Below are 26,411 nucleotides of genomic sequence, written 5' to 3' on the forward strand. Positions count from 1 at the left end.
CGACGCGCGGAGGTGGGCGATGAGCACAGCAGGAACGGACCTCGAAGCTCTCACCGCCGCCCTGCGCGCCGCCATCGGCGCGGATCGGGTGATCAGCGACCGACAGCAGCTGCGCACCTACGAGTGTGACGGGCTGGCCCAGTACAAGGTGGTCCCGGCCCTCGTCGCGCTCCCCGCCGACGCCGCGCAGTGCGCCGCCGTGGTTCGCGCCTGCGTCGCCGGCGACACCCCGTTCGTGGCCCGCGGCTCCGGCACCGGGCTCTCCGGAGGCGCGCTGCCGCACGCCGACGGCGTCCTGATCGTCACCTCGCAGATGCGGGAGATCCTGGAGATCGCGCCGTCCGACGAGCGGGCGGTCGTGCAGCCCGGCGTGATCAACCTGGCGGTCACCCGAGCCGCCTCCCCGCACGGCTGGTACTACGCGCCCGACCCGTCCAGCCAGCAGATCTGCTCCATCGGCGGGAACGTGGCCGAGAACTCCGGTGGCGCCCACTGCCTGAAGTACGGCTTCACCACCAACCACGTCACCGGCGTCGATCTGGTCACCCCCGACGGCGACCGGGTACGCCTCGGCGGCCGCGCGCCCGACGCCCCCGGCTACGACCTGCTCGGAGCGTTCGTCGGCTCCGAGGGCACCCTCGGCATCGCCACCGAGGTGACCGTGCGACTGACCCGGCTGCCCGAGTCGGTGCGTACGCTGCTGGCCGCCTTCGAGAGCACCGACCAGGCCGGCGCGGCCACCTCGGCGATCATCGCGGCGGGAGTGGTGCCGGCGGCGGTGGAGATGATGGACGCGCTGGCCATCTCCGCCGCCGAGGAGGCCGTGCACTGTGGCTACCCGGACGGTGCCGGCGCGGTGCTCATCGTCGAGCTGGACGGACCGGAGCCGGAGGTGGCCGCCCAGTTCGACCAGGTCGTACGGCTCTGCCGGGACAACCGGGCGTTCGAGATCCGGATCGCCGCCGACGACGCCGAGCGGGCGCTGTTCTGGAAGGGCCGCAAGTCCGCGTTCGCCGCCGTGGGGCGGATCAGCCCCGACTACATCGTCCAGGACGGGGTCATCCCGCGCACCGCCCTGCCCGCCGTCCTGCGCCGCATCGGTGAGCTCTCCGCCGAACGCGGCATCCGGGTCGCCAACGTCTTCCACGCCGGCGACGGTAACCTGCACCCGCTCGTCCTGTTCGACGCGTCCGTGGACGGGCAGACCGAACGCGCCGAGGAGGTCTCCGGCGCGATCCTCGACCTCTGCGTCAGCCACGGGGGGTCGATCACCGGCGAGCACGGCGTCGGGATGGACAAGGCGAAGTACATGCCGCGCATGTTCACCGACGACGACCTGGACACCATGCAGTTGCTGCGCTGCGCGTTCGACCCGGCCGGCCTGGCCAACCCGGGCAAGGTCTTTCCGACGCCCCGGCTCTGCGGGGAGATCCCCGGTCGACGCAAGGGGGTCCATCCGGCGCAGGAAGCCGGCCTGGCGGAGGCGTTCTGATGCCCACCGACGGGATCCTCGACCAGCTCCGCGCCGCCGCCGAGACCACGACCGACGGCCGGCGCCCGGACGGCTCGGAGTCGGTCCGGCCGGCCGGCGAGCACGACGTGATCGCCGGGATGTCCGCGCGCTACGTCGCCACACCCCGCGACACTGCCGGAGCGGCGACGCTGCTGCGGACGGCCGCCGCCCTCGACCTCGCGGTGACGGTCCGCGGCGCGGGCACGAAACAGTCGTGGGGAAGCCCACCCTCGCGACTCGACCTGATCCTCGACACCACCGCGCTGGCCGGGGTGGTCGAGCACGCCGCCGGTGACCTGATCACCGTGGTCCGGGCCGGCACCCGCCTCGACGAGCTGGCCGCCACCCTGGCCGGCGCCCGCCAGCAACTTGCCCTCGACGCGCCGCTGCCCGGCGGCACCGTCGGCGGGGCGGTCGCCACCAACGCCAGCGGACCCCGCCGGATGCTCTACGGCACCGTGCGCGACCTGATCATCGGGGTCACCCTGGTCCGCGCCGACGGGGTGGTCGCGCACGCCGGCGGCAAGGTGGTCAAGAACGTCGCCGGCTACGACCTGGCCAAGCTGGTCACCGGCGCGTACGGCACGCTCGGACTGATCACCGAGTGCGCGTTCCGGCTGCACCCGCTGCCGACCGCGGTCGCGTACGTCACCCGCCGCACCGACGATCCGGCGGAGGCGGGACGGCTCGCCGGCGCCGTACGCGCCGCGCAACTCGTGCCCACCGCGCTGGAGGTGGACGCGCCGGCCGGTGGGGGAGCGGCGGTGACGGTGCTGCTGGAGGGCACCGCCGCCGGGGTGGCTGCCCGCGCCGAGGCGACCTGCCGGCTGCTCGGCGTCGACGCCACCGCCGCCGACGAGCCTCCGGACGGCTGGGGCCGGTACCCGTGGCGGGACGGCGACACCGGGCTGAAGCTGACCGCCGCGCTCTCCAACGTACCGCGACTGCTGGCCGACGCCCGGGCGGCGGCCGACCGGCGCGGTCTGCCGCTCGCGCTGCGCGGCTCGGCCGGCGTCGGGGTGCTCTACGCCGGACTGCCCGGCACGGCCGACCCGGAGCAGGTCGCCGGCCTGGTCGACGCGCTGCGCACGACGAGCGCCGCCGTCGCCGGGCACACCGTGGTGCTCACCGCGCCCCCGCCCGTGCGGGACCGGGTGGACCTGTGGGGGCCGGTCGACGGTCTGGCGCTGATGCGCCGGGTCAAGGAGCGCTTCGACCCCGATGCCCGGCTCGCGCCCGGCCGATTCGTGGGAGGCATCTGATGGCCGTTTCCCGGCAGCCCGACCGCCCGGACCCGACCAGCGCCGGCCCGCGCGCGCCGATCAGCTCACCGGGCGGAACGCGCCCGGCCAGCGGGCCGCGCGACGTGCTCGGCCTGGCCGGCCAACCGCCCGGCGAGGGCGCGTTCGACGCGCACCACCCGCCCGCCGCCGAGCTGGTCGCGGAATGTGTGCACTGCGGGTTCTGCCTGCCCACCTGCCCCACCTACGTGCTGTGGGGCGAGGAGATGGACTCGCCGCGCGGGCGGATCTACCTGATGAAGGAGGGCCTGGAGGGCGAGCCGCTGTCCGACTCCATGGTCACCCACTTCGACCAGTGCCTCGGCTGCATGTCCTGCGTCACCGCCTGCCCGTCCGGCGTCCGCTACGACCGCCTCATCGAGGACACCCGGCAGCAGGTCGAACGCCGACACCGCCGCGGGCCCCGGGAACGGGCGCTGCGGGCGGCGATCTTCGCGATCTTCCCGTACCCGCGGCGGCTGCGGCTGCTGCGCGGCCCGCTGCGCGCGTACCAGGCCAGCGGGGTGCGCCGGCTGGTCCAGCGGACCGGGCTGCTGCCGCGGCTGGCGCCCACCCTGGCGGCGCTGGAGTCCCTCGCCCCCCGGCTCCGCAGGGCGGCACGCCCGCCGCAGCGGGTGCCCGCGGTCGGCCCCCGGCGGGCGGTGGTCGGCATGCTCACCGGCTGCGTACAGGGTGCGTTCTTCCCCGAGGTCAACGCCGCCACCGCCCGGGTCCTCGCCGCCGAGGGCTGCGACGTGGTCATCCTGCCCGACCGGCAGGGCTGCTGCGGCGCGCTGAGCGTGCACAACGGACGCGAGGCGGAGGCGCAGCGCTTCGCCCGCCGGATGCTCGACACGTTCGCCGCCGCCGGCATCGACTTCTTCGTGGTCAACGCGGCGGGCTGCGGCTCCACCCTGAAGGAGTACGGCGACCTGCTCCGGGACGACCCCCGGTACGCGGCGCTCGCCGCCGACTTCGCCGGCAAGGCGCGTGACCTGTCCGAACTCCTCGACGAGCTGGGCCCGGTCGCCCCCCGGCACCCGCTGCCGGTGACCGTCGCCTACCACGACGCCTGCCACCTGGCCCACGCCCAGGGCGTCCGCGCCCAGCCCCGCCGGCTGCTGCGCGACATCCCCGGCCTGGAGCTGCGGGAGATCGCCGACCCGGAGATCTGCTGCGGATCGGCCGGGATCTGGAACGTGCTCCACCCCGGGCCGGCCGCCGAACTCGGCGACCGCAAGGCCCGCACCGTACTGGCCACCGGGGCGCGGCTGCTCGTCACCGCCAACCCGGGCTGCCTCATGCAGGTCGCCGCCGCGGTGACCCGCGCCGGCGGCGAGATCGCGCTGGCCCACACCGCCCAGGTCCTCGACGCCTCCCTCCGCGCCCGCCCGGTGGAGGAGCTGCTGTAGGGCCGAACTCACCCACCATTCCCGAGCGTCGAGGTGACCCATGTTCGACCAGTTCACAGTCGTCACCGATCCCGTCAGTGACTCCGTCGCACTCTCGGCCATCTTCGCTGTCCTACCCCTGCTCGCCCTCTTCGTCCTGCTCGGCGTGCTGAAGGTGAAGGCCTGGCTGGCCGGGCTGATCTCGCTGGCGGTCGCGCTGGTGGTGGCGGTCGCCGTCTACGCCATGCCCGTCGGGCAGGCCGTGCTGCCGGCCACCGAGGGCGCCGCCTTCGGCTTCTTCCCGATCCTGTGGATCGTCCTCAACGCCATCTGGGTCTACAACCTCACCGTGGAGAGCGGCCACTTCGACGTGCTGCGCCGCTCGTTCGAACGGGTCAGCCCCGACATGCGGATCCAGGCGATCATCATCGCGTTCTGCTTCGGCGCGCTGCTCGAGGCGCTGGCCGGCTTCGGCACCCCGGTCGCCATCACCGTGGTGATGCTGATGGCGCTCGGCTTCCGCCCGATCCACGCCGCCTCGGTGGCGCTGCTGGCCAACACGGCGCCGGTCGCGTTCGGCGCGCTCGCCACCCCGGTCGTCACCCTGGCCACCGTCACCAGCGGCGTCAACGACGACTCCCGGCTCACCGTGGACACGCTCGGCGCGATGATCGGCCGGCAGACGCCGATCCTCGCGGTGGTCGTACCGCTGCTGCTGGTGGCCCTGGTGGACGGACGGCGCGGTATCCGGCAGACCTGGCCCGCCGCGCTGGTCGCCGGCGTGACCTTCGGCCTGGCGCAGTTCGTCGCCGCGAACTACATTTCCGTGCCGCTGACCGACATCGTCGCCGCGCTGGTGTCGGCCGCCGCCGTCGTGCTGCTGATCCGCGTCTGGCGCCCGGTCACCCCCGCCGACCTGGGCCGCGAGCCGGAGACGGCGAAGGTGCCCGCCGCCCGCGAGCCCGCCGAGGCCGAGCTTGCCGACCCCGGCGCCGTCCGCGCCACCGCCGGCCGCCGCTCCGGTACGACCACCGCCGCCGCACCCTCGCTCGACGGCCCGGGCGGCGAGACCCCACCGGGCGACCCGCTGGTCTCCCACGACAGTCCCGGCGAGCACCGGGACCCGGCCGACACCGGCCCGCAGCGGTCGCCCGCCCCCCGGCTCCCCGACACCCCGGCGGAGGTGCTCCGTGCCTACGCGCCGTACCTGATCATCATCGCGATCTTCTCCATCGCCAACCTCGGTCCGGTGAAGGATGCCCTGGCGAAGGAGCCCTGGACGGTGAAGTTCGCCTGGCCGGGCCTGGACATCCTCGGTGGCAACGGCAACCCGCTGTCGTCGGCCACGTTCACCCTCAACTGGCTGCCCGCCGCCGGCACGCTGATGATCCTCGCCGGGGTGCTCACCGCGTTGGTGCTGCGGGTCTCCGCCGGCCGGGCGCTGCGGGCCTACGGGCGCACCTACGTCGAGCTGCGCTACGCCATCGTCACGGTCATGGCGGTGCTCGCCCTGGCGTACGTGATGAACCAGTCCGGGCAGACCAACACCCTCGGCGCGTTCCTGGCCGCCGCCGGTGGGGCGTTCGTCTTCCTCTCGGCGATCCTCGGCTGGATCGGCGTGGCGGTGACCGGCTCGGACACCTCGGCCAACGCGTTGTTCGGGGCGTTGCAGGTGGAGACGGCGGCCCGCGCCGGGCTGGACCCGGTGCTGCTGGCCGCCGCCAACTCCTCCGGCGGGGTGCTGGGCAAGATGATCAGCCCGCAGAACCTGGCCATCGCCGCCGCCGCGGTCGGCATGGCCGGCCGGGAGGGGGAGATCTTCCGCAAGGTCTTCGGCTGGAGCCTGCTCCTGCTGCTGTTCATGTGCGTGCTGGTCGCGCTCCAGGGCTCGCCGGTCCTCGGCTGGATGGTGCCCTGATTCCGCCCGACGGTGGGCCGTCCCCGCGCGGGGACGGCCCACCGGCCGGCTAGCGCAGACGGGACTCGATCGCGTCGATGATGCGCGGACGCAGTTCGGCGGCACGGACCACCGCGTCCACCGAGCCGACCTCGACGGCCCGCTGGATGTTGTGCACCCGGTCGAACTCGGTGGCCACCTCGCCGAGCTTCTCCGCGCGTACCGAGGAGCGCAGCTCGTCGAGCTCGGCGGTCAGCGCGGCGCGTTCGGTGCCGGCCGCGGCCGCGACCCGGGCCTCCAGGTCCCGTACGCGGGGGTCGGCGGCCGTGCGGGCGTTGACGTCACCGGCGAACACCACGGCGGCGGCGGGAGCGCCACCGAGCACCGAGGCGAACGAGCCTTCCAGCGCGAGCACCGTCATGTTCGGGTTCAGCGCCTTCGAGAACACCACGAACGCACCGCCGTGGTACCGCGAGATCACGCAGAAGACGATGGGCCCCCGGAAGTTCACGATCGCCCGGCCGATCTCGGCCCCGTACTCCAGTTGGAGCTTGCGCATCGACTCGGGTGAGCCGTCGAAGCCCGACAGGTTCGCCAGCACCACCAGCGGTCGGTTGCCGCTGGCCGCGTTGATCGCCCGCGCGGCCTTCTTCGACGACCGCGGGAACAGCGTGCCCGCGGTGTACGTGTCCGGGCCGTCGGTGGGCGGGAAGCCGCGCCGCGGCACCGATCGCGACTCGATGCCGAGCAGGCACACCGGGATGCCACCGAGGTGCACGTCCTGCACCACCGCGGTCTCCGCGTCGGCCATGCCCGCCCAGCGTTCCAGCACCGGGTGGTCCTGGTCGGAGAGCGCCCGCATCACCGTGCGGATGTCGAACGGCTTCTTGCGGTCCGGGTTGGACTCGGCGGAGAAGATCTCCCCGACGGTGCTGAACGCGCTGCCCGCCACGTCGTGCGGGAAGGCGGAGATGTCGCGGTCCACCGGGTCGGTGGTGGTCGCCCGCCGGGGCGCGTCCTCGCCGGGCGCGACGTACGTGTGGTCGTAGTGCGACATCAACACGTCCCGCGCGGCGGTCAGGTTCGGCGCCCAGTACTGCGCCTGCCCGTTCGGCCCCATCACCCGGTCGTAGCCGCCGATACCGAAGTTGTCCTCGGCGGACACACCACCGGAGAAGTCGAGCGACTGCTTGCCGGTGAGCACCATCGCCGACTCCGGCGTCATCACCAGGACGCCCTTGGTGTGCATGAGCATCGTCGCCTCGGCGTTCCAGTACGGCTGCGCGCCGACGTTGATGCCCGCGACGACAATGTTGATCTCACCTCCGGCCTGGGTGAACTCGACGATCCGCTTGAGCGCGGCGGCCACCCAGTCCATGTTCTCCGTGCCGGAGGTCATGGAGATCCGGGCCCCGGCGGACAGCGCCCACCACTCCAGCGGCACGCCCATCCGCTCCGCCAGGTCCAGCGCGGCGATCACGCGCCGGCACTCCGGCTCCGACAGGGCGCCCAGCGACTTCGTGGGATCGCCGAGCAGCACGACCCGGGTGACGCCCTGCGGATGCCGCACCGTCGGCGTGGTGACCACCCCGGCGACGATCGCGGCGCCGTTGCGCCCCTTCGGCCGGTCCACCGGCACCAGCGCGTGGTGGTCGTCGAGATCGTGCTCGACGAAGTCGCCGAGCCGGCCGGTCAACTCGTACGGGTACACCGTGTTGCGGCTGCTCGCGCGCAGCACCTTCAACCGGTACTCGTCGAGCGGTTCGACCGGCTCCACCGGCGGCGCGCCGATGGCCAGCTCGGCGCCGCCCGCGGCGTCGAACGAGATCCGCACGGCGATCTTGGTCAGCTCGCCGGTCCGCCGGTCGCGCTGCCGCGCGATGAACAGGATCTCCTCCAGCCCGGCGCCCGCGGTCGTCGGGCGCACGCGCCCGGCGATCATCTCCATCTCCTCGCGGGTCAGCTCGCTCGGCGGCCAGACGTAGATGACGATCCGGTTGGTGTTGAAGCGCGTCTTCGACGGTCGCCGGGACTGGGCGCGGCGGATCGAGTCGAGGCACGCGGCGACCGCGTCCTCGGTCGTCGGCAGCGCGACCAGCCGGCCGTCGTGCTCGCGCAGCTCGGTGAGGTCACGCACCTGCGCGAACGCGACGAGGCGCTCGTCCGACCGGTTCTCCCGCGCCACGGCCTGGAAGAGGTAGACCTCCTCGTCCGACGACGGCAGCCGGGTCAGGTCGAACTTGTGCAGCCGCTCCAGCTGCATCCGCTGCGCGATGTACGGGTGCAGGCCCCGAATCAGCCGGTCCTCGGTCATCCCCTCCCCGGACGGGCGGAAGGTGAAGTGGTGGTGCATCACCGCTCCGCCGCGGCCCGCCACGGTGGTGGTGAGCCGGCGCACCCCGGACGGCAGCGGGTGCGCGCTGATGACCTCCAGCAGCGCCACCGCCATCGCGTCGAAGTCCTCCGGCTGGTTCTCCCAGCCGAGGTAGATGTCGGCGTCGACGGCGTCCTCGCCGCTCGCCAGCTCGGCGAGCCCGCGCAGCGCGCCGCCGAGCGCGTCGAAGCTCACCGCGGCGGAGACGACGCTCGAGTCCGCGCGCTCGGCGACCACGAACGCGCAGCCCGCGACCTCGCTGGTACGCACGCTGGTGAGCGCCTTGTTGCCGTAGTACCGCCGGGTCAGCACCTCGAGCATGACCGCGTTGTCGAGGTGGTCACGGACGAGCCGCTGGCCGAGCAGCCGTACCAGTGGCTCGGTGCTGCGTACCATCTCCGCGATGCGCTCGGCGCGGTCCGCCGCGTCCGGGTGCGCGTCCAGGTGACGCAGGTGCCCACGGACCTCGGCGTAGACGCGGGCGCGGTTGCGGCGCAGCAGGGGCTGGGCGAACCAGGCGAACACCACACCACGGGCGAGGTCGGCGACCGAGGGGAAGCGAACCTGGGTCGCCGCCACCAGCCGCTCCAGCGCGAGACCGGCGGGCTCGCGCAGTGTCTCGTCCGGCGGGGTCTCCCGCAGCCAGGCGCGCAGCAGCGTCGCGACGACCGTGGCGTCGGCGGCCGCGCGCTGCTGGGCCAGGAAGATCCGGAACACGGCGGATTCGAGCTCGGGGGAGCGTTCCAGGTCGGTGACTCCGTAGTGCCCGAGCGCCTTCGCGAGCTTGGCCTGGAAGGAGTCCGGCAGCCCGGCCCGCTCGACGTCGAGGCTCTGCAGGTAGGTGTGGAAGTACTCGCGGGCGCTACGCGCGTGTGCGCCGCCGTCCTCACCCGTCGGCCGGTTGCGGCTCAGCTCGGTGAGGTCGGCGAACACCTCGATGAGGTCGAGCTCCTCGGCCAGCGGCCGGTGGCCCGCCTCGGTGGCCTCGCGCCGGGCGGTGAGGTAGTCGTCGAGCACGCGACGGTCGTCGTGCGGGTCGACGTCGAAGCCGAGCAGCAGGCCGCGCAGGTCCTCCTGGCCGCGCCCGCTGCGCAGGTACGCCGGAACGGTCTCGGCGGTGGCGGGCAGGTCCAGCTCGACGGCGACGGCGGCCGGGTCGTCCGCGGTCTCGGCGGCGTCGTCGGCGAGCGGCTCCAGCCGCAGCAGCGGCGCGCCGGCCTCCACCTGGCTGCCCACGGAGACCGCGCACTCCTTCAGCCGCGCCTTGAACGGCGCCCGCAGCACCGTCTCCATCTTCATGGCCTCCAGCACCAGCACCGGCGCGCCCGCCTCGACCTCGGCGCCCACCTCCAGCGGGGTGGCGACGACCAGCGCCGGCATGGGGGAGCGCAGGACGCCGCCCTCGTCCCGGCTGACCCGGTGGGTCACGCCGTCCACCTCGACCAGATGCGTAGGGCCGTGCGTGCCGGTGAGCAGGCGGAACCGGGCGCCGTTGACGACGATCTGGCCGGTGTGCCGGTCGAAGCGGTCCAGCTCGACGTCGGCGGTGCGCACCTCGGCGCCCACTTCGATGCCGACGCGGAACCGGTGCGCGCCGACCCGCGCCACGCGCATGCGGTAGGTGACCCCGCGCAGCTTGAGGTCCAGCGGCCGGCCGCTCTTGTGCTGCACCTGGGGGCGCCCACCGGAAGCCGTCGACAGCAGCCGCTGCCGCTCGACGCGCTCCTCCTCCTCGTACGCCTCGATGGCGGCGGCCGCCAACGCGACCCCGGAGTGCCGGTGCGCGACGAGCCGGCCCTCGCCGCGGACACGGTCGATCCAGCCGGTGTCCGCGCTGGCGTCGATCACCTCGGGCTGGTCGAGCAGGTCGAGCACGAAGCTCTTGTTCGTCGCGCCGCCCTCGATGATCACCGTGGTGTTCGCCATCGCCCGGCGCAGCTTGCCGAGCGCCTCGGCACGGTCACGGCCGTACGCGATGATCTTCGCGATCATCGAGTCGAAGTCGGCCGGGATGGTGTCACCCTCGCTGACGCCGGTGTCCACCCGGATGCCCGGGCCGCTGGGCAGGTCCAGCCGCGCGATGCGGCCCGGCGACGGCGCGAAGTCGCGGTCCGGGTCCTCGGCGTTGAGCCGGGCCTCGATGGCATGTCCGCGCTCCACCGGCGGCGTGCCGTCCAGCCGGCCGCCCGAGGCGACGTGCAGCTGCGCCTTGACCAGGTCGAACCCGGTGGTCAGCTCGGTGATCGGGTGCTCGACCTGTAGCCGGGTGTTGACCTCCAGGAACGCGAACAGGTGATCGCCGGGGTGGTAGAGGAACTCGACGGTCGCCGCGCCGCGGTAACCGACCGCCAGGGCCAGCCGCTCGGCCGACGCCTTCAGCTCGGCCGTCTGCGCCGGGCTGAGCACCGGCGACGCCGACTCCTCGATGACCTTCTGGTTGCGCCGCTGCACCGAGCAGTCGCGGACTCCGAGCGCCCAGGCGGTGCCCTGGCCGTCGGCGATCACCTGGACCTCCACGTGCCGGGCACCGGTGACCAGGCGCTCCAGGAACACGATGCCGCTGCCGAATGCCCGCGCCGCCTCCTGGCTGGTGCGCTCGTACGCGTCGTCGAGCTCGGCCTCGCTGGTGATCACGCGGATACCGCGCCCGCCGCCGCCCGCGGTCGCCTTCAGCATCAACGGGTAGCCGATCTCGGCCGCCGCGGCCCGGGCGGCGGTCAGAGTCTCGACGGCGCCGCGGCTCCAGGGCGCGACCGGTACGCCGACCTCCTCGGCGATCAGCTTCGAGCCGATCTTGTCACCGAGCTGGCGCATGGCTTCCGCGTTCGGCCCGACGAACGTGACGCCGATCTTCTCGCACAGCTCCGCGAACGCCGGGTCCTCGGCGACGAAACCCCAACCGACCCACGCCGCGTCGGCCCCGGTCTCGGTCAGGGCGCGCTCCAGCACGGCGAGATTGAGGTACGGGCGGGTGGACGCCGGACCGAGGTCGTAGGCGATGTCCGCCTCGCGCACGAAGGTGGCGGTGCGGTCGACGTCGGTGTAGAGGGCGACCGTCTCGATCCGGACGCCGGTCTCCGCGGCCAGCTCTCGGACCGCGTGGATGAGGCGCATGGCGGCCTCACCACGGTTGACGATGGCGACACGGTTGAACACCCGACTGACCCCTTTGGTAGACCTGTGACCTGCGCGCCGCGAGACGACAGCTCCCGGCAGTGATCACCCTTCCGTCTGATGGCGGGCAGCGCCATGACGCAATCACCGAACCGCCCGCCCCTCTGTTGTAGGAAACCACCAAAAGTTTTTGGCTGCCAGGCGGCATCGGGGCAGTGAGCCCCGGCACGGGCGCCTTTCGCGTCGTACCGTGAGCGGGCAGCTACCAAGAGTAGGTAGCTTGATCGGCCGGGACACGGGCGCTCGCCCGCCACCTGGCTCGCCACCACACTCGGGAGGCACGGTTTGCCGTTCGACGCGAGCGAGTACGGCCGGCGCGTACCGGCCGACGTCTACGACGAAGCCTTCGCGCACCTGGACCCGACGTCGGCGGTCGAGCGGCTCGTGCAGCTCGCGGACGGTGGCCCGGTCTGCGAGTTCGGGGTGGGCACCGGCCGGCTGGCCCTGCCACTGCAGGAACGCGGGCTGACCGTCGCGGGCGTGGAAGGGTCCCCGGCGATGGCCGCCCGGCTACGGGAGAAGCCGGGTGGGGAACGGATCGAATTGGCCATCGGCGACTTCGCCGCGACCCGGGTGCCGGGCGAGTTCGCTCTGGTGCTGCTCGCGTTCAACACGATCTTCGCGCTGCCGGACCAGGCCACGCAGGTCGCGTGCTTCCGCAACGCCGCCGCGCACCTGCGCCCCGGTGGCCGCTTCGTCGTCGAGGCCTGGGTGCCGGACCTGGCCGCGTTCCGGGCCGGCGCGGCGCTGCGGCCGGTCCAGGTAGCGCAGGACGCGGTCATGCTGGAGGCGGCGCTGCTGCACCCGGCCGAGCAGCGGATGACCACCACCAAGGTCCGGCTCACCGGAACGGGGGTCGACCTGCTGCCCGCCAACCACCGCTACGCCTGGCCCGCCGAACTCGACCTGATGGGCCAGCTGGCGGGGATGGCCCGGGAACACCGGTGGGAGGACTGGACGGGCAGGCCCTTCACCGACGGCAGCCGGGATCACGTGTCGGTCTACCGGCGGACGTGAATCACCGCTGCGACAGTCGGTCGGCCAGCGTGGCGCGCAGGTCCTCGATGCCGGCGCCGGTCACCGCCGAGACCGCAACCGCGTCCGGGTGGACGCGCTGCAGCGCCAGCACCGACTCCGGCGGCGCCACGTCGATCTTGTTGAGCACCAGTAGCTCGGGAACCGAACCCGCCCCGATCTCGTGCAGCACCCCGTGGACGGTGGTGATCTGGTCCAGGGCGTCCGGGGCCGAGGCGTCGACCACGTGCATCGTCAGGTCGCTGCGGGTGACCTCCTCCAGCGTCGAGCGGAACGCGTCGACGAGCTGGTGGGGCAGGTGACGGACAAAGCCGACGGTGTCGACGACGGTGTAGGTGAGCTCGCCGGTGCCGATCCGGCGCACGGTCGGGTCGAGGGTGGCGAACAGGACGTCCTGCACCTCGGCATTCGCCCCGGTGAGCCGGTTGAGCAGGGCGGACTTCCCGGCGTTGGTGTAGCCGGTGATGGAGACCGAGGGCACCCGGTTGCGGGCCCGCCGACCCCGGCTCCGCTCCCGCCTCCGAGCCAACTCGGAGGCGTTGCGGCGCAGCCGGGTGGCCCGCTGACGCAGCGTCCGCCGCTGGGTCTCCAACCGCATCTCACCGGGACCACGCACGCCCATGCCGGCGCCGCCGGCCATTCGCCCACCACCGACGCGCGACATGGCCCGGCCGTCGCCGCGTAGTCGGGGCAACTGGTACGCGATCTGCGCCAGCTCCACCTGGACCCGACCCTCGCTGGTACGCGCGTGCTCGGCGAAGATGTCCAGGATCAGCGCGGTGCGGTCGACGACCCGAACTCCGACCCGTTCCTCCAGGTTGCGTACCTGCCCAGGGCTCAGCTCACCGTCGGCGATCACGACGTCCGCGTGTGTGCGCTCGGCCAGGGCGGTCAACTCATCGACCTTTCCCGAGCCCACATAGGTGCCCGGATCGGGTCGGCTGCGGTTCTGCACCACCTCGTCGGCGACGGTCAGGCCGTCGGTGTCCGCCAACCGGCGCAGCTCGTTCAGGGACGTCTGCGTGCCCGGTCCGCTGTCGCCCGCCTCGTCCTCCTGACGGACCGCCACCAGCACCGCCGTCGGGCGTTCACCCGGCGCGCCGGCACCGGAGCCCAACAACCAGGATCCCGCCATCGTCCACCTCGCCTCGTCTCGGTGCGCTCGATCTACCCGCGGCGCTGCCAGACATGCGGGCCGGGAGCCGAGACGCCGCCGAGGGGGTCGTTGTCGACCGCCGGCCGGCCGAACGGCGTGGCGACGAATGAGCAACGACCCGTCGGGTACGCGGACGGAGCCCGGACACGACCAGGAGAGGGTGACTGCGATGAAGGTCAGGAACTCACTGCGCGGGTTGAAGAACAAGATGAACTCGATCGTGGTACGCCGCCGCGGCCGGACTTTCGTGATCAACAAGTCCGATCGGCGTCAGAAGGCGCGCCAGGGCTGAGAGCCGGCAGGCAGGATCGCCCAGCACCGCACGGGGTGCCGGCGGTGCTGGACGGTCCTGCACCGCACGGGGTGCCGGCGGTGTCCCGGAACGGGGTCGCCACTGCACCTCCACGGGAGGTGACCATGACGGGGTTCGACAATTGTCGTGCGCGCCGCTGTTCCTCGGTCCGAGCGGACGGGCCCTGACGTGTCCTGGCTGGCCGGGATGCCCGGCGCGCTCCAGCAGCGCCTGATCAACCCGATCGTTCGGCGCGCGTGGGACTGGAAGCTCCCGATCCCCGGCGATGCCCTGTTGGAGACGACCGGACGGCGTACGGGACAGCGGCGGTACACGCCGGTGTGTGACGGCCTGGACGGTGACGTCTTCTGGCTGGTCTCGCAGCGCGGGGACCGTGCCGACTGGGTGCGGAACGTCGAGGCCGACCCCCGTGTCCGGGTCAAGGTGGGCGGCGGGCCGCACGCACGCTGGCGGGCCGGAACCGCGCGGGTGTTGCGGGGCGACGACCCCCGCGAGCGGCAGCGGATCCTCGCGGGGCGTGGTCTCCTGCGCCGGCTCTGCCTGCGCACGTCGAAGGCGATGAACGCGAGCCCGCTGACGGTACGCATCGATCTGGATCCAGCCTGATCCTCCGCCGGGCGTGCCGCCCAGGACGGTTCCGCCCTCGGGCTTCCCAACCTCATCTTCCCGGTCGGCCGGCGGGAGCCGCATCCGCCTGATCTGCTGGGAGGTGTGCGGGCCGACCCCTCAACGGCTCGACGTCGGGCGACGGCCGTCCGGTACGGCGCCGACAAACTCACGAGGGGTGATCATGGGAAGAACCACCATTGGTGTCCGGTCCGTGACCGACAGCCTGGGAATCGAGCGGGCCGGGCAGGACCGCGGATCGGAGGGGCTGGCCCGGTTCCTGGGCTGGCTCAGCCTCGGTCTGGGAGTGACCGCCCTCGCGCGCCGCGAGCAGGTCAGCCGGCTGACCGGAGTCGACGACTCGCCCGTCGCGCGCCAGGTGCTGGCGGCGGCGGGGATCCGCGAGCTGGGCCATGCCGCCGTGCTGCTGATCCCACGGCGCGCGAGGTGGGGCGCGTGGACCCGGGTCGCCGGCGACGTGCTGGACCTCGCCGTTGCCGGCCAGGCCTCGAAGGGGCGGCGTGGCGAACGGCGCCAGCGCCTCACGTACACGACCTGGGCGTTGGCCGGGATCACCGCCGTGGACGTCTACACCGCGGTGCGGGCCACCCGTGGGCGTCGGGGGCGGGACGCCAACCGGGTGTACGGGTCGGTGACCGTCAACCGCAGCACCGCGGAGGCCTACCGGTTCTGGCACGACTTCGAGAACCTGCCGCGCTTCATGTCCCACCTCCAGTCGGTGCAGACCACGGGTGACCGGCGGTCGCGCTGGACGGCGAAGGCGCCGGCCGGTCGGAAGGTCACCTGGGACGCGGAGATCGTCGACGACCGCCCGGGCGAGCTGATCACGTGGCGCTCTGTCGACGGCGCGCGGGTGCCCAACTCCGGCTCGGTGCGCTTCGTCCCGGCGGCCGGGGGGCGCGGCACCGAGGTACGGGTCGAGCTCGGCTACCGGGTACCCGGAGGCATGTTCGGCGCGCGGGTCGCCAAACTGTTCGGCGAGAACCCGCAGCAGCAGGTCTGCGACGACCTGCGCAGGTTCAAGCAGGTGATCGAGACCGGCGAGATCACCCGCTCGGACGGCAGCCCGGACGGCAGCACCGTCCACCAACAGCTGAAGCAGCGCCCGGCGCAGCCGCTGGCGACGCGCGGGTCGGGCAGGTAGGGGGAGCCATGCGAGCGAACTGCTGGATGGCACCGAACAACCTGGCCGTCAAGAACGTCCCCGACCCGCAGATCCTCAACCCGCGCGACGCCATCGTGCGGATCACCTCGTCCGCTATCTGCGGCTCCGACCTGCATCTTCTGCACGGGTACATCCCGGCGATGAAGAAGGGCGACGTGCTCGGTCACGAGTTCATGGGCGAGGTCGTGGAGCTGGGTCCGGGCGTACGGGACGGCCTGAGCCTCGGTGACCGGGTAGTGGTGGCCTTCCCAATTGCCTGCGGCAACTGTGCTTCCTGCGAGCAAGGCCTCTACTCGATCTGCGAGAACTCCAACCCCAACGCGGCGATCGCGGAGAAGGTCATGGGCCACTCGCCCGCCGGCATCTTCGGCTACTCGCACCTGCTCGGCGGCTACGCGGGCGGTCAGGCCGAGTACGCCCGGGTGCCCTACGCCGACGTCGGGACCATCAAGATCGAGGACGACCTGGCGGACGAGCAGGTGCTGTTCCTGTCCGACGTGCTGCCCACCGGCTACATGGCCGCCGAGATGTGTGACATCAAGCGCGGCGACACCATCGCGATCTGGGGTGCCGGGCCGATCGGCCAGTTCGCTGCGGCCAGCGCCCTCCTGCTGGGAGCGGAACGGGTCATCGTCATCGACCGGTTCCCCTACCGGCTACGAATCGCACGGGAGAACACCGGCGCGGAGACGATCAACTACGAGCAGACCGACGTCCTGGACGCCCTGCGGGAGATGACGGCCGGCCGCGGACCGGACGCCTGCATCGACGCGGTCGGCATGGAGGGACACCACGCGTCGGCCGCGCTGCACGCGTACGACAAGGCCAAGCAGGCGACGAAGACGGAGACCGATCGGCCACACGCGCTGCGGGAGGCGGTGTTGAGCTGCCGCAACGGCGGCACGATCTCCGTGATCGGCGCCTACGGCGGCTTCATCGACAAGTTCCCGATGGGCTCGTTCATGAACCGGTCGCTGACCATGCGGTCCGGGCAGGCGCACGTTCAACGCTACATGCGGCCGCTGCTGGAACGGATCCGCAAGGGCGAGATCGACCCGACCTTCATCATCACGCACACGATGGGGCTGGAGGACGCCCCGCACGGCTTCGACATCTTCAAGAACAAGCAGGACGAGTGCCTGAAGGTGGTCCTCAAGACGTAGCGCCGGGGCACCGGCACGAGGGGACGGCGGGCCTGGCCGACGGGCTCGCCGCCCTCCGTTGACGGGCCCGTCCCGCCGCTTCCGTGCCGGGGTCAGTGGCCGCGGTAGAGGGCGTCGACGTCGGCGGCGAAACGGGACTGGACCACCTCACGCTTGATCTTGAGTGTCGGTGTGAGTTCGCCATCGGCTTCGGTGAGATCCCGGGGGAGGATGCGGAAGGTCTTGATCCTTTCGGCCCGGGACACCGTCTCGTTGGCCTCGTCGATGGCGGCCTGGATCTCCTTGCGCAGGTCGGGGCTGTCCCGTTGGTCCGCCACCGACGCGTGGGGACGGCCGTGGCTGGCTGTCCACCGCTCCCAGGCCTGCGGGTCGATGGTGATCAGCGCAGAGACGTATGGCTGGTCGTCGCCGATCAGGATGCACTGACTGACGAGGGGATGGGCGCGGATGCGGTCCTCGACCGGGGCGGGGGCGAGGTTCGTTCCTCCCGCCGTCACGATGATCTCTTTGGTGCGGCCGGTGATGTGCAGGAAGCCGTCGTCGTCGAGGCTGCCCTGATCCCCGGTGCGCAGCCACCCGTCCGCAGTGAAGGTGTCCCGAGTGGCGTCGGGGTTGTTCCAGTAGCCGGCGAACACCATCTCCCCGCGTGCGATGACCTCCGCGTCGTCGGCGATGCGGATCTCCACGCCGGGTATCGGACGCCCGACGGTACCGATCCGCATCGCGGACGGCAGGTTCAGCGTCAACGCCGGTGACGTCTCGGTCAGCCCGTACCCTTCCAGCGCCGTCAGGCCGGCGCCGCGGAAGAAGTGACCGAGTCGCTCCCCGAGCGGGGCGCCACCGACGATCGCGGTGCGACAGCGTCCCCCCAGCGTGGCCCGCAGCTTGCGATAGACGATCAGGTCGAACACCCTGCGCGCCAGCCGCAGCGGTCCTCCCGGCCCCGGCGGTGTGTCCAGGGCTCGGCTGTAGCGCACCGCGACGGCGTCCGCGATCCTGAACAGCCATTCCTGGTGTGCGTCGGCCGCCTTCTCCCGTGTCTGGGTGTGCATCTTCTCGAACACCCTCGGCACGGCGAGGATGAAGGTGGGGCGGTGCTGCTGTAGTTGCCCGAGTACGCCGGACATGTTGGAACTGTGCACCAGGGTGGCGCGGGTGAGCACCATGCCGACCTGGATCAGGCGGGCGAACGCGTGCGCCAACGGCAGGAACAGCACCGTCGACGCCCCCGGATGCAACAGCTCCGGCAGTACGGCGGTGGCGTTGCCGATGTCGCAGTAGATGTTGCGGTGCGTCAGCACACAGCCCTTCGGTCGGCCGGTCGTGCCACTGGTGTAGACGATCGTCGCCACGTCGCTGCCCGTGACCGCCGTGCGGCGCACGTCCACCTGGGCGTCGTCGACGCTCCGACCCTGACCGGCCAGCGCCACCAGGTCGCCGCCGTCGATCCGCCACACCTGACGCAGCGCGGGCAGACCAGCGCGTCGGTCGGCGAGCATCGCGGCGTGCTTGTCGGTTTCGACCACACACCCCACCGCGCCGGAGTCCGTGAGAATCCATTCCATCTGCTCCGGGCTGGACGTGTCGTAGATCGGGACGGTGACGGCCCCGATCGACCACAGCGCATAGTCGACGAGCGTCCACTCGTAGCGGGTGCGACTCATCAACCCGACCCGGTCCCCGTGCCCGATCCCGGCGTCGATGAAGCCGCGGGCGAGAGCGAGCACGTCACCGCGGAACTGGGCGCACGTCACGGGCACGTCCCCGCGTGCCGACGGCCCCGCCGGCCAGGCCGGGGAGACCGGGGACGGGCGCAGGAACTGCACCCCTTCGGGATCCTGCCGCGCGTTGTCCCACACCATGTCCGCCAGGCCCGGCGAGGCGGCCCCCGTGACCACCGGCGCAACCGACATCTCCCGCACGTTCGCCGCACCCCCTCCATCACCGGAGCCCGCCTGGCACCGAAGCGGCTACGCGGTCATGATGACCGCACCGGCGGTCACGACGACGGTGAACGAAGAAACCGCCGCTCGCGCCGCCGTCCCGTGCGATGAATCAGGCGGTGACCGCTGCGGAGCCACCACGGCGGCGCTTCAGGTCGCGGACGGTTCGTGGATGGTGACGGTCCGGCGGTCGCCCACCATCAGGGTGCGCCCGATCCCGAGCATCCAGAGGATCGTGTACGCGATCACCGTCGGGTTCTTCACGCTCACCAGCACGGAACTCACCAGATTCTGCCGCTCGTCCGGCACCCAGAGAGCGATGGCGGCGGTGGGCAGGATGTCGAGCACCACGAAGGCAGCCGCCAGGACGAGGAACTGGAACCAGAAGTCGCGTACCCGCTCGTTGATTCCTGCGGTCAGCCGTAGCCAGCGCTCACCAAGGGTCAGGTTGGCCAGGCCGGGTTCCCGGAACGCCAGCCGGAGCACGACGTAGACCAGGAGCAACCGGGCGAGCCCGGTGAGGATTTCGCCGCCGATCTGGGCGGCGGCCGGCAGGTCGTCGCTGTAGCGGACCGCGATGAACCGCTGCACGGTGGGGATCATCGACAGGCCGAACACGATCCAGAAGTGTCGGGCGTAGAAGTGCGTCGCCCACCGCAAAGCCGCCCAGCTGAGTGCGAGCCCCATCCGCATGACGCTGCCCTCCGGTCGCTATACTCCAGAGAAATGAACTATCTCTGATAGTGAACTATCCATCAGGCTGAAGCAATGGGTGAGAGCGTGACAGATTACGGCTGGGAGTTGAGCACGGCGGTCGTGCTGTTTCACGAGGCGATCGCGCGACGACTCGGCCTGAACGCCGCCGAGCACAAGGCCCTGGGGCTGATCATGCGCGCCGGCCCGCTGCCGACCGGTGCCCTGGCACCTGAACTCGGGGTCGGCGTCAGCGCCGTCACCGGGATCGTCGATCGGCTCGAACAGGCCGGCTACGTTCGCCGGGAGCCGGACCCGAGCGACCGGCGGCGGGTGCTGGTCGTCGCGGATCCATCCCGGGCCCCCGACCTCACCGGCATCTTCGCCGACCTGAGCCGGGAGATGAACGCCTTCATGAGCCGGTACGACGAACGACAGATGGCCACGGTGGTCGACTACATCGAAAACACGGTGCGGGTGCTCCGATCCCAGACCGCACGGCTCACCGGCGAGGGGAGCAACGGGCCGGACCGACCCCGCTGAACGTGCGTCCCGCGGGGTCGACGGCAGCACCGCCGGCCTGCTACTTCACCTTTCGAGTCGATCGGGCCACGATGTCCTCGTACTGCGGGTGCTTGACCAGCCACTCGGCGAGGAACGGGCAGAGCGGCACGACGGTCCGGCCCCTGGCACGCGCGTCGTCCATGACCGCGCGAGCCAGGGTCGAGCCGACGCCCTTGCCCTCGAACTCCGGATCGACCTCAGTGTGGGTGTAGACGATGATGGCGCCGGTCAGCTGGTAGGTGACCACTCCGGCGACCACGCCCGCCTCGTCGCGCGCCTCGAATCGCTCCCGCGCCGGCGCGTCTGTCACGGTGAACTGCACCGGACCATCCAACCACGCTGTCAGCCGACCGGCCCGTGAGCATGATTACGCCGGCTGGCAGCGCCGTGATCGGCACGAGGCCGGCGACATCGCGGTGTCCGGACGGGTGGGATGCCCCGACATCGGTGATCTGGTGTTGACCTTGCCGCGATCGGTGTCGGCGGGCCGAGCGGGCCCGATCCGCGTCGTCAGCGGTCAGCTGGCGCGGGACTCAGCGAGCGCGAGCAGCTGCAGGGTGGCGCGGATGTGCTGCCTGTCGGCGGCGGAGGTGCGGGGGTCGGCGAGTCGGTCGCGGATGGCGGCGATGTGTGCCTCCGCCCTCGGATCCGTCAGGGGCGGGGAGGGCTGCGGTACGTCCGCCGGCGGCGGGGTGAGGGCGCGCAGCGCCGCGCCGAGCGGTACGTCCAGGACCGCGCAGAACGCGCGCACCTTGGGGAGCTCCGGGTGGTGCTGCCACTCGCCCGACAGCCAGCGAAAGACGGTGGAGCGGCTGACGCCGCTGCGAGTCGCCACCTCGGCGACCGACCAACCGCGCTCGTCGCGGGCGGCCTCGACCGCTTGGCGGACGAACCGCGCGAACGCTGCCTGCGCGGTTGCCGGCGTCTCACCCATGTCTGGCCGTCGCTTCCCCCGTGGTCGACGCTCAGGCTAACCGCCATGTCCGACAGTCGCCATCTGGCGTTGCGCTCCGGCGCCGTCTGACCACCGCTGGTCACCGTAGTGGACGCCGGCGGACAGCCTTCTGGACGTCCTGACCGTGCTGGTCGCTGACACCCGACTCAGCCCGGTGCCGGTGGATCCACACACGGTTGAGGTCGTCGGCCTGGCGCTGGTGCCGGGGCGTGATGGTGCGACCGGCCGGCATGTCCAGGCCGAGGAAATCCAGGATCCCGTACGTGGTGGAGAGCATGTCCTCATCCAGTTCCTCGTAGCGGACGACGTGCGGACGCACGCCGGCCGCGGAGAACCACGCCTGCCATCCGGCGTTGTGCTCCTCGATCGTCTGGATGAGGGCGTCGATCCCGTCCGTGTCGAAGGTCGGCTCCTGACCGGTGCGGTCGCCGCCGCTGATCTCGCCGTTGCCGCCGATGTACCAGACCTGGGTCTGCTCGGCCCGCAGCCAGGACACCGCCTGGGCCAGCACGTCGTCACGCCGCAGATACACGAACCGGGTACGGCCGAACGCCCGTTCCAGCAACGCGACGTCCTGGCCGGCGAGGTCGGGGTGGGCCCTGCCGAGCTTGTCGACCAGCTCGTCGAGCGTGCCCCACATCAGCTTCGCGCCGAACACGCCGTTGTCGGTGCGGCCGGCGTCACGTGCCGCGCGCACGTAGGCCGCGTAGTCGAGGCCACCGTCAGCGGCGCGGGGAATCTGCCATCGCCCGGCCCACAGCGGCTCGTCCGGAGCGCGAAAGTACGCCTGCGGGTGGCCGGCGACACCCGTGGACTCCAGCAACCCCAGGAGCAGCGAACTGCCGGTGCGCGGGGTGCCGCAGATGAAATAGGTGTCGACCCGATCCCTGGCGTTCGGTGGCATAGGCACGAACCAACCGCGTCGGGGGGATGGTGGGCAAGGGAATTACGGCCGCGTCCCGGCCCCGCTCCGGCCAATCTGCCCAATCCCGTCCGACCGGCAGCCGGTAAGGCGAGACTGACAACGAACAGGCACGGGAGCCAGCCGACGGGGCCGGCCGAGGGGAGTGCGCCGTGACATCGGGATCGATGAGTCAACGGATCAAGGGCCTGCTCAACAGCCCACGGGCGCGTGACCTGATGCAGCGGGGTCGCCGCCAGGCGGCCAAGCCCAGCACGCAGCAGAGGCTTCAACAGCTCATGGCCCGCCTGACCGGCCGGTCGAGCCGGCGCCGCTGAGACATCCGGCACGGGAACCAGCGGGAGCTGCCATCGTGAGCGACACCAGTCTCGGCGTCGACGGCCAGCGGGGCAGCGACTACGCCGACCTGTCCCGGCAGGTCCGCGCAGCGGGTCTGCTGGAGCGGCGGCGACGCTACTACGCCGTGCGCATCGGTCTCGTCGTCGGTTCCTTCGCCGCGCTGTGGGCGCTGTTCGGACGACTCGGTGAGTCCTGGTGGCAGCTTGGGGTGGCGGTGGCCCTCGCGGTGGTGATCGCGCAGGCCGGGTTCATCGGTCACGACGCCGGGCACCGGCAGATCGGCCGCTCGCGCCGGGCGAACGACCTGATCGGCCTCGTGCACGGCAACCTGCTGACGGGGATCAGCTACGGCTGGTGGGTGGACAAGCACAACCGGCACCACGCCCACCCGAACACCGAAGGCAGGGACCCCGACATCACCGTGGCGCCCCTGTCATTCACCCCCGACCAGGTCCGGCGACGGCGCGGCCTCGGCGCACTGTTCGCCCGTCACCAGGCGTACCTCTTCTTTCCGCTGCTTCTGCTGGAGGGCCTGCACCTGCACGCCATCAGCCTGCGGGCTGTCCTCGGCCCGCGCCGCCTGGCGCGTCGGCCCGCCGAGGCGGGGCTGCTGGCCCTGCATCTGGGCGGCTACCTCGCCGCCGCGTTCCTGGTCCTGAGTCCCCCGCAGGCGGTCGCGTTCATCCTCGTCAACCAGGGCGTGCTGGGCCTCTACCTCGGCTGTTCCTTCGCCCCGAACCACAAGGGGATGCCGATCCTTGGCGCCGAGGACAACCTCGACTACCTGCGGCGGCAGGTCGTCACCTCCCGCAACGTCCGGGGTGGGAGGTTCCTCGACACCGTGTTCGGCGGCCTGAACTACCAGATCGAGCATCACCTGTTCCCGAACATGCCGTGCCCCAACCTGCGTCGAGCCCGGCCATTGATCCAGCGGTTCTGCGCCGAGCACGCCATCGGCTACCACGAAACCAGTCTGGGTCGCTCCTGGGCGGAGGGGCTGCGCCACCTGCGGAAGGTTGGTAGCCCCGAACCTCGAACCGACGTCGCGGTGCGGTGAGGGGCGATACAAGAGGGCCGATTCAACCGGTCAGCTCGATGGCAGCGCCTGACAATGAGCACCAACCAGACAGAACGATTTCCGGGAGTGATTATGGCAAGCAGCAGACGCGCGACCAGGCGACCGGCCCTGATGCTCGCTTTCGCGGCAGGGGCGTTGACCGGGGCAGCCGGCATGCTGACCTTGCGGCGCCGCTGGCAGGAGGCCGACATCTCGGCGGACGCCGCCGGTGCCGCAGCGGGTAAGTCGAGCCCGCCACTGGGCGGACGATACGACAACCCCACGCAGAAAACCGTCAGCACGCCAGCGACCCAGCAGGGCTGAACCGGAAATCCGCAGCCGCCGAACGTGTGTCATGGCGCGTGGCAAGCGCGGCGGATGGGCAGCATCACATCATCCTTTCGGTTAGGTTCTGACTGCCCGTTGGTCTAGTCTCTGCTCAGACGGTTGGCGCCGGAGACGCTGGAGTGCGACCGCGGTGATGCGGAGGAACCAGCATGATCACCACCACTGATCGGCCCGCGACGACGAGTACCCACGTCCACCACGACGCCTCTTCCGACTCACCCGCCACCAAGCTGCTTCTCGCCATGGCGGCGTTGCCCGCCGACGACCCGTCCCGCCCCGCGCTGCGGGACCGGGCGATCGAGGCGTGGCTGCCGCTGGCCACTCACCTCGCCCGGCGCTACAGCGGGCGCGGCGAGCCGACCGGCGACCTGACGCAGACCGCGGCACTGGGGCTGATCAAGGCGGTCGACAAGTTCGACCCCTCCCGTGGTGTCGACTTCGCCGGTTACGCGATCCCCACGATCGTCGGGGAACTCAAGCGGCACTTCCGGGACCGCACCTGGGACATCCGGGTGCCGCGCCGGCTGCAGGAGATGCGGCTGGCGATCTCGGACGCCAACAGCACCCTGTTGCAGACGTTGGGTCGTTCGCCCACGGTCGCCGACATCGCCGCCCACCTCGGGCTCACCGAGGAGCAGGTGCTGGAAGGGCTGGAGGGTGCGCGGGCGTACAACGCGGTGTCGTTGTCCACCCCGATCGGCGACGGTGAGCGCGGCACCGAACTGGGCGAGATGCTGGGCGGCGAGGACAGCCAGTTCGCCCTGGCCGAGCTGCGGGTGGCTCTCGGCCCGGCGCTCGCCACGCTCGACGAGCGGGAGCAGAAGATCCTGACCCTGCGCTTCTACGGCAACCAGACGCAGAGCGAGATCGCCGACCAGGTCGGCGTTTCGCAGATGCACGTGTCCCGTCTGCTGGCCCGCGCGCTCGCCAAGCTGCGTACGCAGTTGGTCGACGCCTACTGACCGCCGCCCGTCCCCGGTGCCCGCGTCACCCCGGCCGCGCGCGTCCGCGGCCGGGGCCACCTCGCCCCTGTGGTAGACAGTCGGCGTGGTGGAGGCGAGCCAGTCCGCGGAACGTAGCGTCGACGACACGGTTCTCGACGCTGCCCGGGACTGCGTGCTGGCCTACGGCGTGCGTCGCACGACGATGACGGACATTGCGCGACGCGCCAACGTCTCCCGGATGACCGTCTACCGGCGCTGGCCGGACGTGCAGTCCCTGATCGGTGACCTGATGAGCCGGGAGTGGCATCAGGTGCTGATGGCCGCGGCGGACGTCGAGACCGGCGGCTCGGCCCGGTCCCGTCTGGTGTCGCGGGTGGTCGCGGTGGCGGGGCAGCTACGGGACCACCCGCTGCTGTGCAAGATCCGTGACGTCGATCCCGAGGTGCTGCTCCCGTACCTGCTCGACCGGCGGGGCAACGGCCAGGACGAGATGCTCCAGTTCCTCGCGGCGGCGCTGGCCGACGGTCATGAGGACGGCTCGATCCGGCCCGGCAGGCCCGACGTTCTGGCCCGCGCGATATTCCTGACCACGCAGTCGTTCGTGTTGTCCGTCCGCACGGTCGCCGACGACGTGCCGCTCGCCGAGTTCGACCGGGAGTTGGCGCTGCTCGTCGACGGCTACCTGCGACCGGGCTAGCCGGCGATGACGCGCAGCGCCTGCGGGCGGACCTCGACGTGCAGCTCGTCGGTCCGGCCGACGGGATCACCGTCGCCGTACACCGTCATCGGGCGGTCGGCGCACACGGTGACCGACGTGCCGCGGTAGGAGAAGACGTGCCCGCGCCGCAGGTGCCGGCCGGTGCGCATCTGTCGCAGCGCGACCGGGAACAGCAGCTTCGGTGCGTGTCCGATCACGACGACGTCCATCGTGCCGTCGTCGGGCTGCGCCGCCGGGGCGACGTGCAGGCCACCGCCGTAGTACCCGCAGTTGGCGACCACCACCGTGTAGGCGTACGTCCGCTCCGTCCGGCCGTCCACCGCGATCGTGTACCGGGTGCGCGGCCAGCGCAGCAGCGCCCGCAGGCCGGCGGTGGGATACACCAGCGGCGCGGGCAGACGCGACCGGTTCGCCAGCTCGTTGGCCGCCGCGTCGACGCCGACGTAGACGCTGCCGACGACGGTCCGACCCGCGACGCGAAGGACGTCGAGGTGTCGCGCCCGTCCGTGCAGCAGCAGGTCCGCGATCGCGTCAGGGGAGTGCGGCAACCCGAGCTGGCGGGCGAAGTCGTTGCCACGACCGGCGGGGACGACGCCGAGCAGACCGCCGGTGTCGGCGACCACGCCGCCGAGCAGCCGGATGGTGCCGTCGCCCCCCGCTGCGACGACGACCTCACCGGCCTGCACCGCTGACGTGGCGCACCGGCGAGCCTCTTCGGCTGTCTGCGTGTAGTCGACGCGGATCCGAGCGCCGGCGGCGCGCAGCAGATGCGCCACCGGCATCAGGCGGGACAGGCCTCGGCGCGCGGTGGGCCCGAGGATCACTGCGAAGGACCGCACC

The 26,411-nt window shown here is 71.9% G+C and carries 23 protein-coding genes; 15 read left to right on the top strand and 8 right to left on the bottom strand.

Annotation, left to right across the window (positions count from 1 at the left end):
- Window positions 1–19: 19 nt before the first annotated feature.
- From EAD98_RS28675 to EAD98_RS28690, 4 genes are read left to right on the top strand one after another with little or no spacing between them, the layout of a single operon-like run.
- Window positions 20–1,492, top strand: a complete 1,473-nt coding sequence (locus EAD98_RS28675; protein WP_121657080.1) for an FAD-linked oxidase C-terminal domain-containing protein — start codon at window positions 20–22, stop codon at window positions 1,490–1,492.
- Window positions 1,492–2,775: an FAD-binding oxidoreductase gene (locus EAD98_RS28680; RefSeq protein ID WP_233584015.1), complete on the top strand. Its 1,284-nt coding sequence runs from the start codon at window positions 1,492–1,494 to the stop codon at window positions 2,773–2,775. Before EAD98_RS28675 ends, EAD98_RS28680 begins: the two co-directional genes overlap by 1 nt.
- Window positions 2,775–4,205, top strand: a complete 1,431-nt coding sequence (locus tag EAD98_RS28685) for a (Fe-S)-binding protein (protein ID WP_121657081.1) — start codon at window positions 2,775–2,777, stop codon at window positions 4,203–4,205. The genes EAD98_RS28680 and EAD98_RS28685 overlap by 1 nt, the downstream gene beginning before the upstream one ends.
- A gap of 40 nt (window positions 4,206–4,245) precedes the next feature.
- Complete coding sequence (locus tag EAD98_RS28690) at window positions 4,246–6,102, top strand: L-lactate permease (RefSeq protein ID WP_121657082.1); 1,857 nt, start codon at window positions 4,246–4,248, stop codon at window positions 6,100–6,102.
- Window positions 6,103–6,151: 49 nt separating this feature from the next.
- Here EAD98_RS28690 and EAD98_RS28695 read toward each other — a convergent pair whose 3' ends face one another.
- Window positions 6,152–11,611, bottom strand: coding sequence for a carboxyl transferase domain-containing protein (locus EAD98_RS28695; protein ID WP_121657083.1), 5,460 nt, complete (start codon window positions 11,609–11,611; stop codon window positions 6,152–6,154).
- 303 nt (window positions 11,612–11,914) lie between these two features.
- Here EAD98_RS28695 and EAD98_RS28700 point away from each other — a divergent pair, with 303 nt between their 5' ends.
- On the top strand, window positions 11,915–12,646 hold the full coding sequence (locus EAD98_RS28700) for a class I SAM-dependent methyltransferase (RefSeq protein ID WP_121657084.1): 732 nt from the start codon (window positions 11,915–11,917) through the stop codon (window positions 12,644–12,646).
- A 1-nt stretch (window position 12,647) separates the two neighbouring features.
- On the opposite strand, the gene hflX is transcribed toward EAD98_RS28700, so the two are convergent.
- Complete coding sequence (gene hflX, locus EAD98_RS28705) at window positions 12,648–13,799, bottom strand: GTPase HflX (protein WP_121657085.1); 1,152 nt, start codon at window positions 13,797–13,799, stop codon at window positions 12,648–12,650.
- Between the two features lie 190 nt (window positions 13,800–13,989).
- On the opposite strand from hflX, the gene EAD98_RS28710 reads away from it, so the two are divergent.
- The 4 genes from EAD98_RS28710 (at window position 13,990) to EAD98_RS28725 (ending at window position 17,088) form a co-directional block, all read left to right on the top strand.
- Window positions 13,990–14,112: a ribosomal protein bL36 gene (locus tag EAD98_RS28710; RefSeq protein WP_074311439.1), complete on the top strand. Its 123-nt coding sequence runs from the start codon at window positions 13,990–13,992 to the stop codon at window positions 14,110–14,112.
- A gap of 189 nt (window positions 14,113–14,301) precedes the next feature.
- Window positions 14,302–14,739: a nitroreductase/quinone reductase family protein gene (locus tag EAD98_RS28715; protein ID WP_199723600.1), complete on the top strand. Its 438-nt coding sequence runs from the start codon at window positions 14,302–14,304 to the stop codon at window positions 14,737–14,739.
- A gap of 214 nt (window positions 14,740–14,953) precedes the next feature.
- A complete protein-coding gene (locus EAD98_RS28720; RefSeq protein WP_233584016.1) occupies window positions 14,954–15,904 on the top strand; it encodes an SRPBCC family protein in 951 nt (316 codons plus the stop codon).
- 8 nt (window positions 15,905–15,912) lie between these two features.
- Window positions 15,913–17,088, top strand: coding sequence for a zinc-dependent alcohol dehydrogenase (locus EAD98_RS28725; protein WP_121657086.1), 1,176 nt, complete (start codon window positions 15,913–15,915; stop codon window positions 17,086–17,088).
- A gap of 92 nt (window positions 17,089–17,180) precedes the next feature.
- Here EAD98_RS28725 and EAD98_RS28730 read toward each other — a convergent pair whose 3' ends face one another.
- Together EAD98_RS28730 and EAD98_RS28735 are read right to left on the bottom strand one after the other, a co-directional pair.
- Window positions 17,181–19,010: a long-chain fatty acid--CoA ligase gene (locus tag EAD98_RS28730; RefSeq protein WP_121657087.1), complete on the bottom strand. Its 1,830-nt coding sequence runs from the start codon at window positions 19,008–19,010 to the stop codon at window positions 17,181–17,183.
- 171 nt (window positions 19,011–19,181) lie between these two features.
- A complete protein-coding gene (locus EAD98_RS28735) occupies window positions 19,182–19,718 on the bottom strand; it encodes a hypothetical protein (RefSeq protein WP_121657088.1) in 537 nt (178 codons plus the stop codon).
- Window positions 19,719–19,799: 81 nt separating this feature from the next.
- Between EAD98_RS28735 and EAD98_RS28740 the strand changes: the two genes are divergently transcribed.
- Window positions 19,800–20,267 carry a MarR family transcriptional regulator gene (locus EAD98_RS28740; protein WP_121657089.1) on the top strand — a complete coding sequence of 156 codons (468 nt, stop codon included), beginning with the start codon at window positions 19,800–19,802 and terminating at the stop codon, window positions 20,265–20,267.
- Window positions 20,268–20,307: 40 nt separating this feature from the next.
- Here EAD98_RS28740 and EAD98_RS28745 read toward each other — a convergent pair whose 3' ends face one another.
- The 3 genes from EAD98_RS28745 to EAD98_RS28755 form a co-directional block, all read right to left on the bottom strand.
- Window positions 20,308–20,610 carry a GNAT family N-acetyltransferase gene (locus tag EAD98_RS28745; protein WP_121657090.1) on the bottom strand — a complete coding sequence of 101 codons (303 nt, stop codon included), beginning with the start codon at window positions 20,608–20,610 and terminating at the stop codon, window positions 20,308–20,310.
- Window positions 20,611–20,805: 195 nt separating this feature from the next.
- Window positions 20,806–21,222 carry a helix-turn-helix transcriptional regulator gene (locus EAD98_RS28750; protein WP_121657091.1) on the bottom strand — a complete coding sequence of 139 codons (417 nt, stop codon included), beginning with the start codon at window positions 21,220–21,222 and terminating at the stop codon, window positions 20,806–20,808.
- Between the two features lie 100 nt (window positions 21,223–21,322).
- Complete coding sequence (locus tag EAD98_RS28755; protein WP_121657092.1) at window positions 21,323–22,147, bottom strand: Stf0 family sulfotransferase; 825 nt, start codon at window positions 22,145–22,147, stop codon at window positions 21,323–21,325.
- Between the two features lie 185 nt (window positions 22,148–22,332).
- Here EAD98_RS28755 and EAD98_RS31095 point away from each other — a divergent pair, with 185 nt between their 5' ends.
- From EAD98_RS31095 to EAD98_RS28775, 5 genes are all read left to right on the top strand, one after another.
- On the top strand, window positions 22,333–22,482 hold the full coding sequence (locus EAD98_RS31095; protein ID WP_158609853.1) for a hypothetical protein: 150 nt from the start codon (window positions 22,333–22,335) through the stop codon (window positions 22,480–22,482).
- Window positions 22,483–22,517: 35 nt separating this feature from the next.
- On the top strand, window positions 22,518–23,561 hold the full coding sequence (locus tag EAD98_RS28760) for an acyl-CoA desaturase (protein ID WP_199723601.1): 1,044 nt from the start codon (window positions 22,518–22,520) through the stop codon (window positions 23,559–23,561).
- A gap of 54 nt (window positions 23,562–23,615) precedes the next feature.
- The gene (locus tag EAD98_RS28765) at window positions 23,616–23,885 is read left to right on the top strand and encodes a hypothetical protein (protein WP_147457519.1); all 270 of its coding nucleotides are present in this window, start codon (window positions 23,616–23,618) and stop codon (window positions 23,883–23,885) included.
- 173 nt (window positions 23,886–24,058) lie between these two features.
- A complete protein-coding gene (locus EAD98_RS28770; RefSeq protein WP_121657095.1) occupies window positions 24,059–24,871 on the top strand; it encodes an RNA polymerase sigma factor SigF in 813 nt (270 codons plus the stop codon).
- An 85-nt stretch (window positions 24,872–24,956) separates the two neighbouring features.
- Window positions 24,957–25,550, top strand: coding sequence for a TetR/AcrR family transcriptional regulator (locus tag EAD98_RS28775; protein ID WP_121657096.1), 594 nt, complete (start codon window positions 24,957–24,959; stop codon window positions 25,548–25,550).
- Here the strand turns inward: EAD98_RS28775 and EAD98_RS28780 are convergent.
- Window positions 25,547–26,410: a diacylglycerol kinase family protein gene (locus EAD98_RS28780; RefSeq protein WP_121657097.1), complete on the bottom strand. Its 864-nt coding sequence runs from the start codon at window positions 26,408–26,410 to the stop codon at window positions 25,547–25,549. The genes EAD98_RS28775 and EAD98_RS28780 overlap by 4 nt on opposite strands.
- Window position 26,411 lies beyond the last annotated feature (1 nt).

Source organism: Micromonospora sp. CV4 (assembly GCF_003667455.1).
Lineage (GTDB): Bacteria > Actinomycetota > Actinomycetes > Mycobacteriales > Micromonosporaceae > Micromonospora.